We start from the raw sequence: 14,890 nt of genomic DNA, 5'->3' as shown, positions 1-14,890 counted from the left end.
ATTATCCGTTGCTTGCCAGAACCGAGAGCTTCCGTCCCATCGTCTCGCCTTCCTTGTCAAGGAGGCGCGTCGGATAGTCGCCGGTGAAGTAGTGGTCGGTGAACTGCGGGCGGGCGGGATTGCGGTCCTCGCCGCCCACGGCGCGGTAGAGGCCGTCGATGGAGATGAACTCCAGCGAATCCGCGCCGATATGTTTCGCCATGGCTTTCACGTCGTTGTACTGGTTGGCGAGCAGCTTGTCGCGGTCCGGCGTGTCGATGCCGTAGAAGTCCGGGTAGAAGATCATCGGGCTGGCGACGCGGATATGCACTTCCCTGGCCCCGGCATCGCGGATCATCTGCACGATCTTCAGCGAGGTCGTGCCGCGCACGATGGAATCGTCGACGAGGATGACGCGCTTGCCGTCGATCATCGCGCGGTTGGCCGAGTGCTTGAGCTTCACGCCGAAGGCGCGGATCTGCTGCGTCGGCTCGATGAAGGTGCGCCCGACATAGTGGTTGCGGATGATGCCGTATTCGAACGGGATGCCGCTTTCCTGCGCATAGCCGAGCGCGGCGGGCGTGCCGCCGTCCGGCACGGGCACGACGACGTCGCCCTCGACCGGATGCTCCTTGGCAAGGTTGATGCCCATGTTCTTGCGCGCCACATAGACGCTGCGCCCGCCGACGACCGAATCCGGCCGGGCGAAATAGACATATTCGAAGAGGCAGAGGCGCTCGGGCTGCGGATTGCCGGATTTCTTCGCCTCGATGGTGATCGAGCCGTCCGGCTGGATCTCGCAGACGACGATCTCGCCGTTCTCCACGTCGCGGATGTATTTGGCGCCGATGATGTCGAGCGCGCAGGTTTCCGAAGCGAAGATCGGCTTGCCGTCGAGTTCGCCCATGACGAGGGGGCGGATGCCCGTGGGGTCGCGCGCGGCGATGAGCTTCGTACGGGTGATGCCGAGCATCGAATAGCCGCCTTCCATCTGGCGGATGGCGTCGATGAAGCGGTCCGTCGTGGAGGTGTAGCGCGAGCGGGCGATGAGATGCAGGACGACTTCCGTGTCGGAGGTCGACTGACAGATCGCCCCGCCGGCGATGAGCTGGCGGCGCAGCGTGAGGCCGTTGGTGAAGTTGCCGTTGTGCGCGACGGCGATGCCGCCGACTTCGAGCTCGGCGAAGAGCGGCTGCACGTTGCGCAGCGCCACTTCCCCGGTGGTGGAATAGCGCGTGTGGCCGATCGCCATGTTGCCCGGCAGTTTCGCCAGCGTCGCCGGGTTCGTGTAGTGGTCGCCGACGAGGCCCATGTGCTTTTCGGTGTGGAACTGCTTGCCGTCGAAGGAGACGATGCCTGCCGCTTCCTGTCCGCGATGCTGGAGCGCGTGCAGGCCGAGCGCCGTCAGCGTTGCGGCATCCGGATGGCCGAGAATGCCGAAGACGCCGCACTCCTCATGAAGCGTGTCGCCGTCGAGATCGTCGTCGTGGCGGCCGGGGAACAGGAAATCGCTCATTGCTGCAAGCCTTTGCTCGGGACCTAGGAGGTTGCACGGGGTCTTCGTCGTCCTCGGCCATGCCCATATGGGTATTACCGAAAGCATTTGCCACCGAGGCCCGGGAGCGTCAGTGGCGATGTCTCATCCTATCAAAAAACCGGGGAGCCCGCCTTCGTCATTTTTCGCGAGCGGCGGCTCCCCCGGTCGATCATCCGTTGGTGGCGGGCGTATCTTCGGCGGGCGCCTGGTTCGTGCCGCCGGTCGCCGCGTCCGGGTCTTCCGTGGTGCCTTCGCCGCCGGCGGGCTTGCCGCGCAGGCGGTCGAGGATCGTCGCGTCCGCATCCTCCGGCAGCAGCGCCACGAGGCGCGAGCCGAGATTGTCGAGCAGCGGCTTGGACTTTGCGGTCGTCACCCAGGTCGGCTGCTGCTGCGGGGCCACCAGCCAATTGAAGAACAGCATGGCGACGACGACGAGCAGGATGCCGCGGGCCGCGCCGAACAGGAAGCCGAGCGTGCGGTCCAGCGCGCCGATACGGCTGTCGATGATGAAGTCGGCGATGCGCATGGTGATGAAGGAGATCACGATGAGCGCGACGAGGAAGACGGCGCCGGCCGAGCCGACCATGGCGACCGTGTCGCTGGTCGTATAGTCCTTCGCGTAAGGCAGCAGCACCGGATAGAGGAAATAGGCGGCTGCCGCGGCACCCACCCAGCTTGCGACGGAAAGTACTTCACGCGAGAAGCCGCGCACCATCGCCAGCACGGCGGAGAACAGCGCGACGCCGATGACGATACCGTCGAGAATTGTGATGGGCATGTTCGTCCTACTCCAAACCCTGTGCGGAGCGCACATTAGCGGAAGGCGCCTTCGCCGTCTCAGTTCGGCACGCGTTTCCCACAGGGGCTTTGCGCTGCCGGAGGGCGTCAGACGTCCTCGTCTTGCCGCGTGAGGGCGTTCTTCGAACCGGCAATGCGCGCCACCAGATCCGGCAGGCCCTCGATCTCGTTCCAGCGTCCGCCCGTGCCCTTGGGCAGATCGGCGGAACCGGCGGGCAGAACGGCCTGCGAGAAACCCAGCTTTTCCGCCTCCTTGAGGCGCTGGGCGGTGTGCGCCACCGGGCGAACGGCACCCGACAGGCTGACTTCGCCGAAATAGACGCAATCGGACGGAAGGGCAAGACCGGCAAGCGAGGAAACGAGCGCGGAGGCGACGGCAAGGTCGGCCGCCGGTTCCGAGATGCGGTAGCCGCCCGCCACGTTGAGGTAGACGTCGTGCTGGCCGAGCCGGACGCCGCAATGGGCCTCCAGCACCGCGAGGATCATCGACAGCCGCGCCGAATCCCAGCCGACGACCGCGCGCCGCGGCGTGCCGAGCGAGGTGGGGGCGACGAGCGCCTGCACCTCCACCAGCACCGGGCGCGTGCCCTCCATGCCGGCGAAGACCGCCGCGCCCGGGGCTTTCGCATTACGCTCGCCGAGGAAGAGCTCGGACGGGTTGGAGACTTCGCGCAGGCCCATGTCGGACATTTCGAAGACGCCGATCTCGTCCGTCGGGCCGAAGCGGTTCTTCACGGTGCGGAGAATCCGGTAGTGGTGGCCGCGGTCGCCCTCGAAATAGAGGACGGCGTCGACCATGTGCTCGACGACGCGGGGGCCGGCGATCTGGCCCTCCTTGGTGACGTGGCCGACGAGCACCATGGCCGCGCCCGTCTGCTTGGCGAAGCGGATCATCGCCTGCACGCCGGTGCGCACCTGCGTGACCGTGCCCGGCGCGGCCTCCGCCGTGTCGCTCCACAGCGTCTGGATCGAATCGATGATCACGAGGTCCGGCCGCTTGCCTTCGCCGACGGTGGCAAGGATGTCCTCGACATTGGTTTCGGCGGCGAGCAGCACGTCGGTCTCGTGCGCACCGAGGCGCTGGGCGCGAAGACGCACCTGCGCCACCGCTTCCTCGCCCGAGACGTAGATGATGCGGTGGCCGCGGCGGGAGAGGGCAGCGGCGGACTGCATGAGCAGCGTCGACTTGCCGATGCCGGGATCGCCGCCGATCAGCACCGCCGAGCCGCGCACGAAGCCGCCGCCGGTCGCCCGGTCGAGCTCGGCGATGCCGGTGTGGATGCGCGGGGCTTCCTCCGTCTCGCCGGAAAGCGTGGTGAGCGCGACGGGCCGGCCCTTCTTCGGCACCTTGCCGGGGCCGGCGCCGATGCCGCCCATCGGGTCTTCCTCGACCACGGTGTTCCATTCGCCGCAGCCCTCGCATTTCCCGACCCAGCGGGAATGCACGGTGCCGCAGTTCTGGCAGACGAATTGGGTGCGGGCTTTCGCCATCAGGTCTCGCTTTCCGGAGCGTCGGTGGAATCGCTTCGGCAGCCCTTAGCACAAAACGGGAACGTGTCCTATTTTTTCGCCAGCTCGTAGCGCCGTTCGTAGCGGCGGCCGAGGCTCGTCAGCAATTCGTAGTCGATGGTGCCGCCGGCGCGCGCGACGTCGCTAACCGGCATGGAGCGGCCGAAGAGCTCGATGAAGTCGCCGGCCCGCACGCTGCCGGCCGGCAGGTCCGTCACGTCGAAATGGGTGAGGTCCATGGTGACGCGGCCGATGACCGGCACGGCATGGCCATGCACGACGCCCTGCGCGCCCGGAATGTTCGCCTGCCGCACCGGCACGCCGGAGCCGGAAAGGCTGCGCATGTAGCCGTCCGCATAGCCGATGGCGGCGACGGCGATGCGCGTGTCGCGCGAAACGACGGCGGTGGCGCCGTAGCTCACGCTCTCGCCGGCCTTGGCCTCGCGCACCTGCAGAATGCGCGCCTCGGCGGTGACGACCGGCTTCATGGGATTGGCGACACCATTGACCGCCGCCCCGCCATAGAGCGAAATGCCCGGGCGGGTGAGAGTGAAGTGATAGTCCTCGCCGAGGAAGATGCCGGCCGAATTGGCAAGGCTCGCATCGATATCGTCATAGGCCGAGACGACGCTGCGGAAGCGCTGCAATTGCTGGCGGTTGAGGATATGCCCGGGATCGTCCGCGCAGGCGAGGTGGCTGAGGAGCATGATCGGCGAGAAGCTCGCCGGCCGCGCCGGGTCGTCCGCGAGCGCCAGCGCGTCCTCGACCCGCAGGCCAAGGCGGCTCATGCCGGTATCGACATGCAGCACGCAGGGAAGGTCACCTCCCTCGGCGATCGCCGCCATGAAGACGACGAGCTGTTCTTCCGAGGCGATGACGGGCACGAGGTCGAATTCGAAGAACAGCCGCTCCGAGCCGGCCCACATGCCGGACAGCACGTAGATGCGCACCTCGGGCAGGATGGCCCGCAGCGCCGCGCCTTCCGCCGGGGTGGCGACGAAGAAATCGCGCGCGCCCGCCTGGTGGAAGGTCCTTGCCGCCGGTTCCAGCCCGATGCCGTAGGCATCCGCCTTCAGGACGGCGGCGGCGCGGGCCGCGCCCGAGCGGCGCGCCATGGCGCGCCAGTTGTCGGCGAGCGCGGAAAGGTCGACGGTCAGGCGGGCATGGTCCTCGCCGGCAACGGGAAGGCTGGAACGGGCGGGCGTGTGCTGCGTGCTCATGGCTTTGAATACAGCCTGTGGACCATGGCGGCAATATGCCCGCCGGCCGCATTGCCGCCGGCGGGAGCGGCCTCTATGGTGCCGGCCGAAACGGGGGAACCATGCGGCGCACGGCGGGAACGATGTTTTGGGCGGCGGCCATCGCGCTCGCCTGCCGGATGCCGGCGGCGGCGCAGGAAACGCCGACCGATGCCGAGATGCGCCAGACGCATGCCGTGCTGCTCGGCCTTGCCCAGGACGGCGCCCTGCCGGAACGCGACAACAGCGGCGACATCTACTATTCCGTCGTGGAGAACCCCGACGCGCCGCGGCTGGCGACGCGGCTCGAAGTGTCCGGCGCCCCCTGCCGCGCCCGCACGATCTCGGCCCTGCAATTCCCCGACAAGTGGGCAACCCTGACGCTCGGCCTCGTCGACCTCGCCCGCATCACCTCCGTCACCGCCTATGCCTCGGTGGAGGACATGATCGCCGAGACCAACCCCGTGCCGCTCGATTCGGAGGCGGCCGTGCAGGTCGTGCTTGCGGGCGAGGGGCTCTACTGTTCCAGCCGCATGTCGCTCTCAGGCGAGGCGGCGACCGGCGAGACCTGCTCCGACCGCCTCGACCTGCCGATGATGGACGCCGAGCAAAAAGCCCGCGCCCGCCGCGCCCTCGCCATCGTCGCGGATTTCTGCAAGGCCCCGGGGTTTCGCAGGAGGTGAGGGGGCGGGTAAACGCGATGCGTCGACGGTGGTGAAGGAGCGCCGAAGGGAGGCAACCTCCGCCCGGCACCCCTTCCGCCTCAATGCTCGTACTGCGTGAACGACGGGTCCGCGAGGTCGGTGAAGCGGGTGTATTCCGACTGGAAGGCGAGTTTCACCGTGCCTGTCGGCCCGTGGCGCTGCTTGGCGATGATGACGTCCGCCGTGCCCTTCACCTTCTCGAACTGCATCTTCCATTCTTCGTATTTCGGGTCGAACTCGTCGCGCGGCTCGAGGTTCTTCACATAGTATTCTTCGCGGAACACGAAGAGCACCACGTCGGCGTCCTGCTCGATGGAGCCGGATTCGCGAAGGTCGGAGAGCTGCGGGCGCTTGTCCTCGCGGCTTTCCACTTGTCGGGAGAGCTGCGAGAGCGCGATGATCGGCACGTTCAGCTCCTTGCCGAGCGCCTTCAGGCCCGTGGTGATCTGGGTGATTTCCTGCACGCGGTTGTCGCTGGATTTGCCCGAGCCGGTCATGAGCTGGATATAGTCCACCACCAGGCAATCGAGGCCGCGCTGGCGCTTCAAGCGCCGCGCGCGGGCGGAAAGCTGCGCAATCGAGATACCGCCGGTCTGGTCGATATAGAGCGGCACCTTCTGCATCATCTGGCTGCAGGCGACGAGCTTTTCGAAATCGGCCTCGGAAATGTCGCCGCGGCGGATTTTTGACGACGACACTTCCGTCTGTTCGGAGATGATACGCGTGGCGAGCTGTTCGGAGGACATTTCGAGCGAGTAGAAGCCGACGACGCCGCCGTTGCGCGCCTTGAACGAGCCGTCCGCCTGCACCTCCGGTTCGTAGGACGCGGCGATGTTGTAGGCGATGTTGGTGGCAAGCGAGGTCTTGCCCATGCCGGGGCGTCCGGCGAGCACGATCAGATCCGAGCGCTGCAGGCCGCCCATGCGGGCGTCGAGCGAGTGGATGCCGGTGGAAATGCCCGAAAGCGAGCCGTCGCGCTCGAAGGCGGCGCCCGCCATGTCGATCGCCTGCGCTACCGCGTCGTTGAACGACTGGAAGCCGCCGTCGTAGCGGCCGGTCTCGGCCAGCTCGAACAGGCGGCGTTCGGCGTCCTCGATCTGGTTCTGCGGCGGCATGTCGAGCGGCGCGTCATAGGCGATGTTGACCATGTCCTCGCCGATGGTGATCAGCGAGCGGCGGAGCGCCAGGTCGTAGATCGCCCGGCCGTAGTCTTCCGCGTTGATGATCGTCACGGCTTCGGAGGCGAGGCGCGCGAGGTATTGCGGGATCGTCAGGTCGCCGACCTTGCCGTCGGCCGGCAGGTGGGTCTTCAGCGTGATGGTGGTCGCGATCTTGCCCATGCGGATCGTGTCGCCGGCAAGCTCGTAGATCTTGCGGTGCAGCGGCTCGTAGAAATGGATGGGCTTGAGGAAATCCGAGACGCGGTAATAGGCATCGTTGTTGACGAGGATGGCGCCGAGGAGCGCCTGTTCGGCCTCGACGTTGTTCGGCGCCTCGCGATGATGGGCTTCCGCCGGCTCCCGGCCGGCCTGGTTCAGCTTGCGCACCGCGTCGTTCATCGCTGCGAATCTCCCCGTTGCTGTTTGCGAAGGCCGGTGGTTTCCGGTCTTTCGGGCCGGGGGTCAAGCGCTTCCCGCCCGGTCGGCGCTTTAGGCCCGCTGTTAGACTTTTCCACAGGCCCCGGGGATGCGGCAAGCGCGGATTTGCCCGCGCCCGCCTCTTCCGTGTTGACAGGCCCCGAATCTCAGAGCGAGGCCTCCTTCGGGAACTGCCGCGCGCCGCGCTGGGCGCCCTTCGCATCGCCCTCATGCGCCCGCAGGCAGTCCTCGCCGCGCCCGATATAGTCGCGCGTCAGCGGCACGGCCTGCTGGTCGTGCACGAGCTGGATCTGGAAGACCACGAGATTCTGCCAGCGGAAGGCGCTTTCCGAGGCTGCGAGATAGAACTCCCAGATGCGGCAGAATTTTTCGTCGTAGAGGGCCTTCGCCTCCTCGCGCCGCGCCATGAAGCGCTCGCGCCAGTGGCGCAGCGTCTCGGCATAGTGCAGCCGCAGGATCTCGATGTCGGTGATGGCAAGCCCGCTCTTCTCCACCGCCTGCATCACCTCCGAAAGGGCGGGGATGTAGCCGCCCGGAAAGATGTACTTCTCGATGAACGGGTTGTTGGCCGTCGGCCGGTCGGTGCGGCCGATCGTGTGCAGCAGCATCACCCCGTCGCGCTTCATCAGCGCGGCGCTCTTCTTGAAATAGGTGAGGTAGTTCGGCCGGCCGACATGCTCGAACATGCCGACGGAGACGATGCGGTCGAACGGGCCTTCGGTGTTGCGGTAGTCCTGCAGCAGGAACTTCACCTCGTCGGAGAGCCCGGCATCGCTCGCCCGCTTGACGGCGAGCGCGTGCTGCTCGTCGGAGAGCGTCACGCCCGTCACCTTCGCGCCGAGCTGGCGGGCAAGGTAGAGCGCCATGCCGCCCCAGCCGCAGCCGATGTCGAGCACGCTCTGGCCCGGGCGGTTGATGTTGAGCTTGGCGGCGATGTGGCGCTTCTTGGCGAGCTGCGCATCGTCCAGCGACAGGTCCGGCCGCTCGAAATAGGCGCAGGAATATTGCCGGTCCTCGTCGAGGAAGAGGTCGTAGAGCGCGCCGGTCAGGTCGTAATGGTGCTGGACGTTGCGGCGCGAGCGCACGACGCTGTTCTTCTGGCGTAGCCAGCGGAAAAGGAAGCGGACCCGCTCCAGCGTGCGGTTCCAGCCGGTGTCGTAATATTTGAAATCGGGATTGCCGGTGAAGACGGCCTTGAGGAGGCCATACATGTCGCCCTCGACGATGTCGATATCGCCGGTGCCGTAGTAATGGCCGAGATAGTAGGCCGGATCGAACGCGATGCCCCACAGGGCCTTGCGGGTGTTGAGGCGCAGGTGGACGGGATTGCCGGTGCCGTCGCCATAGGTCTGGCTGGTGCCGTCGGGGTAGGTAATCTTCAGGTTTCCGGTCTCGACAAGGCGGGAAACGAGCGTCTGTACAATGAATTTCATTCGGTAAACTCCGTCACGCTTAAAAAATCTGGCGGAACGGGTCTGGTCGGAAACCGGCCTGTAGAAGCGGCCCGACCGCCAATCCAGTCTAACGAAGTATAAATATTAACGCGCTGGCCGGGATTTCAACCCGTATTTTTTGGCCTTTGACAAAAGCGAACGGGCCGGCAAAGCCGGCCCGGAATCACTGCAGAGGGAAGATTGGAGCAAGGCGCCCCGAAACGAATGAGCCGGCAGGGCCGGCTCACCGTCTGTCTCAGGCTTCGTCTTCGCCTTCGAGGTCGGCTTCCGGATCGAAGAAGTCGGCGGCCGTCAGGGCGTCTTCGTCGACGCCGTAGATGGCGTCGGCCGAGGTCAGGCTTTCGCCCTTGGCCTGGCGTTCCGCTTCGTCGGCCGAACGGGCGACGTTGAGTTCGATCGCGATCTCGACTTCCGAATGCAGGTGCAGGACGACCTTGTGCAGGCCGATCGACTTGATCGGGGTGTTGAGTTCGACCTGGTTGCGGCCGATGTTGAAGCCTTCGGCAGCCAGCGCCTCGATGATGTCGCGGGCAGCGACCGAGCCGTAGAGCTGGCCGGTTTCGCCGGCGGAGCGAACGACGATGAACGACTTGCCGTCGAGCTGTTCGGCGACCTTCTGGGCTTCCGACTTGCGCTCGAGGTTGCGGGCTTCCAGCGTCGCACGCTCGGATTCGAAGCGCTTCTTGTTGGCTTCGTTGGCGCGCAGCGCCTTGCCGAGCGGCAGCAGGTAGTTACGGGCAAAGCCGTCGCGAACCTTTACGGTTTCGCCCATCTGGCCGAGCTTGGCGATGCGTTCGAGAAGAATGACGTCCATTTTCAAGTTCCTTTCTAGAGTTCAGGTATTCCGGTTGTCTTTCCTGGCCGGGCCGGCGGGCGTGAGCGCGATGGAGCGCCGCGTGTCCGAAAGGCCGAGGACGAGGATGGCGAAGATCGGTAAGGTGAAGAGCAATACCGAGGCATAGGCGAACCACAGGGCGAGAGGCCGCCACGGCTTGCCGCGCGTCCTGAAATGCAGGCTCGCGAAGCCGGCGAGCACGAAGCCGGCCCCGAAGGTGCCGCACACGAGCGCGCCGACGATCGCCGGCACGCCGCCCGCGAAGGCGAGCACGAGACCGGCGAGAAAGAGGAAGATCGCATTGCGGGGCATGCGCAGCGAGGAGGGCATGTCCTCGCGCGGGCGAAGCCCCTTGCCCGAGACGCGCACGATGAAGGTGGCGACGTAGTAGGCCAGGAACAGCAGGAACACCCACAGCGCGCCCTGCACGAGCGGCAGCGCCAGCGCGAAGATCGACTTGAGCTGCGCGATGGAGGCGGCATCGGGGTTGTAGAGCGGTTCCTGTTCCTTCAGCGTCTCGATGACGATGTCGACGAGCTTGCCGGCCATGGCGCTGTCGTAGCCGACGATGGCGCCGACCGCGATCATGCCGAGCGTGACCATGACGGCGAGGTGCACGAGGATGGAGGAGAGCGGATACCAGGCGAGCGCATCGTCCGGGCCGCCGAGCTCGGAGGCGGGGCGGGCGAGGTTGGCGAGGTTGCTCAGCCAGCCGGCCGGGATCAGCGTGATGATGACGATGAGCGCGGCGAAATAGGACGAGACCAGCACGGAGGCGATGGCGCCGCCGGCGATAACGGCGATGAAGGCGCTGGCATTGCCCCAGCCGAGGCCGGCGATCAGGATGGGAAGGGCGGACGCTGCGTAAAGCACGATGGCGAGCGACGACTGCGCGTTCGCGCTCAGCGAAAGCAGAGCGGCGGTCAGGCCTGCGATCAGGCCGGTCGCAATCGAGGTCGGCGTCAGGGTCTTCACGTTTCGCTGTCCTGTCCGATGAGACAGTTAGAGGAGTTTCCTGACAATCTGATTCAGGACCGTCTCCCCAACATGGGATTTTTGGCTTTACAAAGCCGGCGGCTCCGATCCGCGCCCACCGCGGAAGGGAAACGGGGAAGGCGGCGAGCCGTCTTCCCCTTGAGTCATGTGCCCCGGCCCGACGCTGAGTCAGGCCGCGGTGTCACGTCCTTACGCTACGACGTAGGGCAGCAGGCCGAGGAAGCGGGCGCGCTTGATCGCCTTGGCGAGTTCGCGCTGCTTCTTCTGGGAAACGGCCGTGATGCGGGACGGAACGATCTTGCCGCGCTCGGAGATGTAACGCGACAGGAGACGGACGTCCTTGTAGTCGATCTTCGGAGCGTTCGCGCCCGAGAAGGGGCAGGTCTTGCGGCGGCGGTGGAACGGACGGCGTGCCGGAGCGGAAGAAATATCAGCCATTGTCTTAGTCTCCTTCTGCTTCGATTACGCGCGGTCTTCGCGGGCCGGGCGGTCGCCGCGCGGCGGACGGTCGCCGAAATCGCGGCGCGGGCCACGATCGCCGAAGTCGCGGCGCGGGCCGCGGTCGTCGCCGTCACGGCGCGGGCGGTCGTCGCGGTCGCGCTTCTGCATCATCGCGGACGGGCCTTCTTCGTGGGCTTCGACGGCGATGGTCATGTAACGAAGGACGTCTTCGTTGATGCGCATCTGGCGTTCCATCTCGTGGATGGCGGCGGCCGGAGCGTCGATGTCCATCAGCGCGTAGTGTGCCTTGCGGTTCTTCTTGATGCGGTAGGTCAGGGACTTGAGGCCCCAGTTTTCGACCCGGCCGACCTTGCCGCCGTGTGCTTCGATCACGCCCTTGTACTGTTCGACGAGAGCGTCGACCTGCTGGGCGGACACGTCCTGGCGGGCCAGGAATACATGTTCGTAGAGAGCCATGTGGCTTTGCCTTTCTTGCGTTTGATCCACACCCGAAACCGGCGCCAAGCCTCAACGACAGTTCTCAAGGGCCAGGGCCCGAAGCAAGAAAAGCGTATCATCCAGACGGTCGAGAGCGGAGACACGGGAGGCTGGAGCCCTTGGCCCCAAACGGCAAATCCGAGGATTTGCCGGCCCTCCGTTCAGCCACCAGCCGGTGACCCGGGTGTTTTGAACAGCGCGCTTATACGGATTTTTCGGCCGAAAGCAAGGCCTGCGGGGCAAATCGGCTGTGCCATTGCGGAACGGTGCGGGAACCAAAGCAGGAATGTCGCGTTGTTCCGGCAACCCAACCAGATGGAGTGACAGACATGCAAGACCCCAACCTTGTCAATCGTCCCCCCGAAGATCGCTACGACCGTCCCGTGGAAGACCGCGGCCCGACCGTCGTCAACGCCCGCAACGGCAGCGGGACGGGCGGCTGGGCGGTGGCCGTGATCCTCGCCGTCCTCGTCGCGGTCGGCATCTTCTATTTCGTCGGCAGCGGAACGCCGGGTGACGGCGTCGACACCAACGCCAACACCTCGGCCATCACGCAGGACAGCGCGCCGGCCGGCGGCACGGCAACCGACGGCCAGACGGGCGGTGCGACCGGCACCCAGCCGATGGACGCCCAGCCCGGCGGCAGCCAGCCGGCCGAAGGCGGCGGCGCGACCCCGACCACGCCGTAACGTCACCCGCATGGGGCACACGCAAAGGAAAACCCGCCGGCGACGGCGGGTTTTTCGTTTGTAAGGGGTGGTGAAGCGGTCTTTGTTGAGGCGGTTTTATTTTTGATGGAGGCGTGAGCGGGTTTGTTTGCGACAAGCCTTGCCTCTCTTCACCCCCTTTGCCGCCGCTTTGCCTTCATGCTCCTTCACACCTTACCCTCTCACTCCTCCGTCATCCTCGGGCTTGACCCGAGGATCCATCCCCACGGTACGCGTTGAGTTTGTGGCGTGGATCCTCGGGTCAAGCCCGAGGATGACGGAGGGGAGGGAGGTGCGGCCCGCATATCGAATGACACGGCTCGCGGCGCGGTCTTTCTTGCAGACGGTCTTTCTGCTGCCGGTCTCTCTTCTTTCGCCCCCTCTACCCGACGCCGCTTACATCGGTGCCGGGTAGAGGCGGTGGATGCGGCGGATGCCGTTCATCACGTCGGGCGAAAGGGTAAGGTCCTTGGCCGCGATGTCGGTCTTCAACTGCTCCATCGAGGTCGCGCCGATAATGACGGAGGCCATGAAGGGGCGCGTCAGGCAGAAGGCGAGGGCCATCTGGGCGGGGTCGATGCCGTTTTCCCGCGCAAGCTCGACATAGGCGCGCACGGCCGGCTCCTGGAGCGGCTGGTAGCGGCCGCCGAGGTCGCCGTTCTTCGTCAGGCGCGAGCCGTCGGGCTTGGCCCCGTCGAGATACTTGCCGGTGAGAAGGCCCGCGGCGAGCGGCGAATAGGCGAGCAGGCCCACCTCCTCGTGATGCGAGACCTCGGCAAGGTCGAGGTCGTAGGGCCTATAGAGGAGGTTGTACTCGTTCTGGATGGAGGCGACGCGCGGCAGGCCCCTTTCTTCCGAAACCTTCAGCATCTGCATGACGCCCCAGGCCGTGTCGTTGGAAAGGCCGAGCGCGCGCACCTTGCCGGCCTTGACGAGATCGCCGACGGTTTGGAGGATTTCCTCGAGCTCGGCGGCGACCTTCGCCCGGTCCTGCCTGGAGGGATCATAGCTCCAGGCGTTGCGGAAGTGGTAGTGCCCGCGGTTCGGCCAGTGAAGCTGGTAGAGGTCGACATAGTCGGTCTTCAGGCGCGAGAGGCTGTTGTCGATGGCTTCGAGGATGCCCGCCCGGCTCATCGGCGCGCCGCCGCGGATATAGGGACGGCCGGAGCCGGCGACCTTGGTGGCGAGAACGACCTTGTCGCGATTGCCGCGCGCCTTCATCCAGTTGCCGATGAAGCGCTCGGTGTCGCCGTAGGTTTCCGGCGAGAGCGGCGTGGTGGGGTAGAGTTCGGCGGTATCGATAAAGTTGATGCCCTGGGCGACGGCATAGTCCAGTTGGTCGTGAGCGTCCTGCTCGCTGTTCTGCGAGCCCCAGGTCATCGTGCCGAGGCAGATTTCCGACACGCTTATGCCGGTCCGGCCGAGCGGATTGTATTTCATGAGTGGGGAAAATCCTTTGGTGGGAAAACGGCGCGAATGTAAGCCGCCGGCCGCGAAGTGCAAGACGCGAGCCGCAATTCCCTGTGTGAAGCGCCCGGAAATGAGGCTTTTGGCGCGGGGCGGTATCCACCCGCGCCTTGACTTGCGGGGGCGGAATGTGAATGGAAAGGAAAACGGAAGACGGGAGAAACCCCTATGAGCGTAGCATTCACCTTCCCCGGACAGGGCAGCCAGGCCGTCGGCATGGGCAAGGACCTGGCCGAAGCCTTCCCGGAGGCGCGCGCCGTTTTCGCGGAAGTCGACGACGCCCTCGGCCAGAAGCTCTCGGCCGTCATGTTCGAAGGGCCTGAAGAAACGCTGACGCTGACGGCGAACGCCCAGCCGGCGCTGATGGCCGTCTCCATCGCCGTCATGCGCGTTCTGGAAGCGCGCGGCCTGACGCTGAAGGACAAGGTCTCCTATGTCGCCGGCCACTCGCTCGGCGAATATTCCGCGCTCTGTGCCGCCGGTACCTTCTCGCTGGCCGATACGGCACGGCTCCTGCGCATCCGCGGCAACGCCATGCAGTCGGCCGTGCCGGTGGGCGAGGGCGCCATGGCCGCCATCATCGGCCTCGAACAGGCCGATGTCGAAGCCATCTGCAAGGAAGCCTCCGCCGGCGGCTCCTGCCAGATCGCCAACGACAACGGCGGCGGACAGCTCGTCATCTCCGGCTCCAGGCCGGCGGTCGAGATCGCCGCGCGGCTCGCGACGGACAAGGGCGCCAAGCGCGCGCTGATGCTCGCCGTCTCCGCCCCCTTCCATTCCGCCCTGATGGCCCCGGCTGCCGACGCCATGCGCGAGGCGCTGGCCGCCGTCGAGGCGAAGGCCCCCGTCGTGCCGCTCATCGCCAATGTCGGCGCCGCGCCGGTCAGCGACCCGCAGGAGATCGTCCGCCTCCTCGTCGAGCAGGTCACCGGCCAGGTTCGCTGGCGCGAGACGGTGGAATGGTTCGGCGCCAACGGCGTCACCACGCTCTACGAGGTCGGCTCCGGCAAGGTGCTGACGGGTCTCGCCCGCCGCATCGACAAGGCCGTCACCGGCATCGCCATCAACACCCCCGCCGATATCGACAACGCGCTCGCCACCCTCATCGGCTGATCTTTCTTCAAAGGAA

At 66.1% G+C, this 14,890-nt stretch carries 14 protein-coding genes; 3 read left to right on the top strand and 11 right to left on the bottom strand.

Going from position 1 to position 14,890, the window contains the following annotated elements; translation table 11 throughout:
• Position 1: 1 nt before the first annotated feature.
• The 4 genes from purF to alr all read right to left on the bottom strand — a co-directional run bounded on the left by purF (position 2) and on the right by alr (position 5,043).
• Entirely contained in the window at positions 2–1,495 is a 1,494-nt protein-coding gene (gene purF / locus HNQ66_RS13365; protein ID WP_184144656.1) for an amidophosphoribosyltransferase, read from the bottom strand.
• 190 nt (positions 1,496–1,685) lie between these two features.
• Positions 1,686–2,294 carry a CvpA family protein gene (locus tag HNQ66_RS13360; RefSeq protein ID WP_184144655.1) on the bottom strand — a complete coding sequence of 203 codons (609 nt, stop codon included), beginning with the start codon at positions 2,292–2,294 and terminating at the stop codon, positions 1,686–1,688.
• A 107-nt stretch (positions 2,295–2,401) separates the two neighbouring features.
• Entirely contained in the window at positions 2,402–3,805 is a 1,404-nt protein-coding gene (gene radA / locus HNQ66_RS13355; protein ID WP_184144654.1) for a DNA repair protein RadA, read from the bottom strand.
• 68 nt (positions 3,806–3,873) lie between these two features.
• Positions 3,874–5,043, bottom strand: coding sequence for an alanine racemase (alr, locus tag HNQ66_RS13350; protein ID WP_184144653.1), 1,170 nt, complete (start codon positions 5,041–5,043; stop codon positions 3,874–3,876).
• A gap of 122 nt (positions 5,044–5,165) precedes the next feature.
• Between alr and HNQ66_RS13345 the strand changes: the two genes are divergently transcribed.
• Positions 5,166–5,744, top strand: coding sequence for a hypothetical protein (locus tag HNQ66_RS13345; RefSeq protein WP_184144652.1), 579 nt, complete (start codon positions 5,166–5,168; stop codon positions 5,742–5,744).
• An 80-nt stretch (positions 5,745–5,824) separates the two neighbouring features.
• Here the strand turns inward: HNQ66_RS13345 and HNQ66_RS13340 are convergent, their stop codons facing one another.
• The 6 genes from HNQ66_RS13340 to rpsF form a co-directional block, all read right to left on the bottom strand.
• Entirely contained in the window at positions 5,825–7,324 is a 1,500-nt protein-coding gene (locus HNQ66_RS13340) for a replicative DNA helicase (protein ID WP_184144651.1), read from the bottom strand.
• Between the two features lie 185 nt (positions 7,325–7,509).
• Complete coding sequence (locus HNQ66_RS13335; RefSeq protein ID WP_184144650.1) at positions 7,510–8,796, bottom strand: cyclopropane fatty acid synthase; 1,287 nt, start codon at positions 8,794–8,796, stop codon at positions 7,510–7,512.
• A gap of 256 nt (positions 8,797–9,052) precedes the next feature.
• The gene (gene rplI / locus HNQ66_RS13330; protein WP_184144649.1) at positions 9,053–9,631 is read right to left on the bottom strand and encodes a 50S ribosomal protein L9; all 579 of its coding nucleotides are present in this window, start codon (positions 9,629–9,631) and stop codon (positions 9,053–9,055) included.
• A gap of 21 nt (positions 9,632–9,652) precedes the next feature.
• Positions 9,653–10,627, bottom strand: a complete 975-nt coding sequence (locus HNQ66_RS13325) for a DUF2232 domain-containing protein (RefSeq protein ID WP_184144648.1) — start codon at positions 10,625–10,627, stop codon at positions 9,653–9,655.
• Positions 10,628–10,837: 210 nt separating this feature from the next.
• Complete coding sequence (rpsR, locus tag HNQ66_RS13320) at positions 10,838–11,086, bottom strand: 30S ribosomal protein S18 (protein WP_097139135.1); 249 nt, start codon at positions 11,084–11,086, stop codon at positions 10,838–10,840.
• A gap of 24 nt (positions 11,087–11,110) precedes the next feature.
• Complete coding sequence (gene rpsF / locus HNQ66_RS13315; protein WP_184144647.1) at positions 11,111–11,566, bottom strand: 30S ribosomal protein S6; 456 nt, start codon at positions 11,564–11,566, stop codon at positions 11,111–11,113.
• A gap of 350 nt (positions 11,567–11,916) precedes the next feature.
• On the opposite strand from rpsF, the gene HNQ66_RS13310 reads away from it, so the two are divergent.
• Complete coding sequence (locus tag HNQ66_RS13310) at positions 11,917–12,276, top strand: hypothetical protein (RefSeq protein WP_184144646.1); 360 nt, start codon at positions 11,917–11,919, stop codon at positions 12,274–12,276.
• A 414-nt stretch (positions 12,277–12,690) separates the two neighbouring features.
• Here HNQ66_RS13310 and HNQ66_RS13305 read toward each other — a convergent pair whose 3' ends face one another.
• Complete coding sequence (locus HNQ66_RS13305; protein WP_184144645.1) at positions 12,691–13,734, bottom strand: aldo/keto reductase; 1,044 nt, start codon at positions 13,732–13,734, stop codon at positions 12,691–12,693.
• A gap of 195 nt (positions 13,735–13,929) precedes the next feature.
• Between HNQ66_RS13305 and fabD the strand changes: the two genes are divergently transcribed.
• The gene (fabD, locus tag HNQ66_RS13300; RefSeq protein WP_184144644.1) at positions 13,930–14,874 is read left to right on the top strand and encodes an ACP S-malonyltransferase; all 945 of its coding nucleotides are present in this window, start codon (positions 13,930–13,932) and stop codon (positions 14,872–14,874) included.
• The last annotated feature ends 16 nt before the right edge of the window (positions 14,875–14,890 follow it).

This window comes from Shinella fusca (assembly GCF_014203155.1).
GTDB lineage: Bacteria > Pseudomonadota > Alphaproteobacteria > Rhizobiales > Rhizobiaceae > Shinella > Shinella fusca.
This window is presented reverse-complemented; position numbering and strand designations above follow the sequence as displayed.

What these genes read in the sequence shown, in the direction of transcription:
- rpsF (WP_184144647.1), bottom strand. Translation starts at nt 11,566, where the DNA reads ATGGCTCTCTACGAACATGTATTCCTGGCCCGCCAGGACGTGTCCGCC.
- purF (WP_184144656.1), bottom strand. Translation starts at nt 1,495, where the DNA reads ATGAGCGATTTCCTGTTCCCCGGCCGCCACGACGACGATCTCGACGGC.
- radA (WP_184144654.1), bottom strand. Translation starts at nt 3,805, where the DNA reads ATGGCGAAAGCCCGCACCCAATTCGTCTGCCAGAACTGCGGCACCGTG.
- rpsR (WP_097139135.1), bottom strand. Translation starts at nt 11,086, where the DNA reads ATGGCTGATATTTCTTCCGCTCCGGCACGCCGTCCGTTCCACCGCCGC.
- alr (WP_184144653.1), bottom strand. Translation starts at nt 5,043, where the DNA reads ATGAGCACGCAGCACACGCCCGCCCGTTCCAGCCTTCCCGTTGCCGGC.
- HNQ66_RS13310 (WP_184144646.1), top strand. Translation starts at nt 11,917, where the DNA reads ATGCAAGACCCCAACCTTGTCAATCGTCCCCCCGAAGATCGCTACGAC.
- HNQ66_RS13305 (WP_184144645.1), bottom strand. Translation starts at nt 13,734, where the DNA reads ATGAAATACAATCCGCTCGGCCGGACCGGCATAAGCGTGTCGGAAATC.
- fabD (WP_184144644.1), top strand. Translation starts at nt 13,930, where the DNA reads ATGAGCGTAGCATTCACCTTCCCCGGACAGGGCAGCCAGGCCGTCGGC.
- rplI (WP_184144649.1), bottom strand. Translation starts at nt 9,631, where the DNA reads ATGGACGTCATTCTTCTCGAACGCATCGCCAAGCTCGGCCAGATGGGC.
- HNQ66_RS13345 (WP_184144652.1), top strand. Translation starts at nt 5,166, where the DNA reads ATGTTTTGGGCGGCGGCCATCGCGCTCGCCTGCCGGATGCCGGCGGCG.
- HNQ66_RS13335 (WP_184144650.1), bottom strand. Translation starts at nt 8,796, where the DNA reads ATGAAATTCATTGTACAGACGCTCGTTTCCCGCCTTGTCGAGACCGGA.
- HNQ66_RS13340 (WP_184144651.1), bottom strand. Translation starts at nt 7,324, where the DNA reads ATGAACGACGCGGTGCGCAAGCTGAACCAGGCCGGCCGGGAGCCGGCG.
- HNQ66_RS13360 (WP_184144655.1), bottom strand. Translation starts at nt 2,294, where the DNA reads ATGCCCATCACAATTCTCGACGGTATCGTCATCGGCGTCGCGCTGTTC.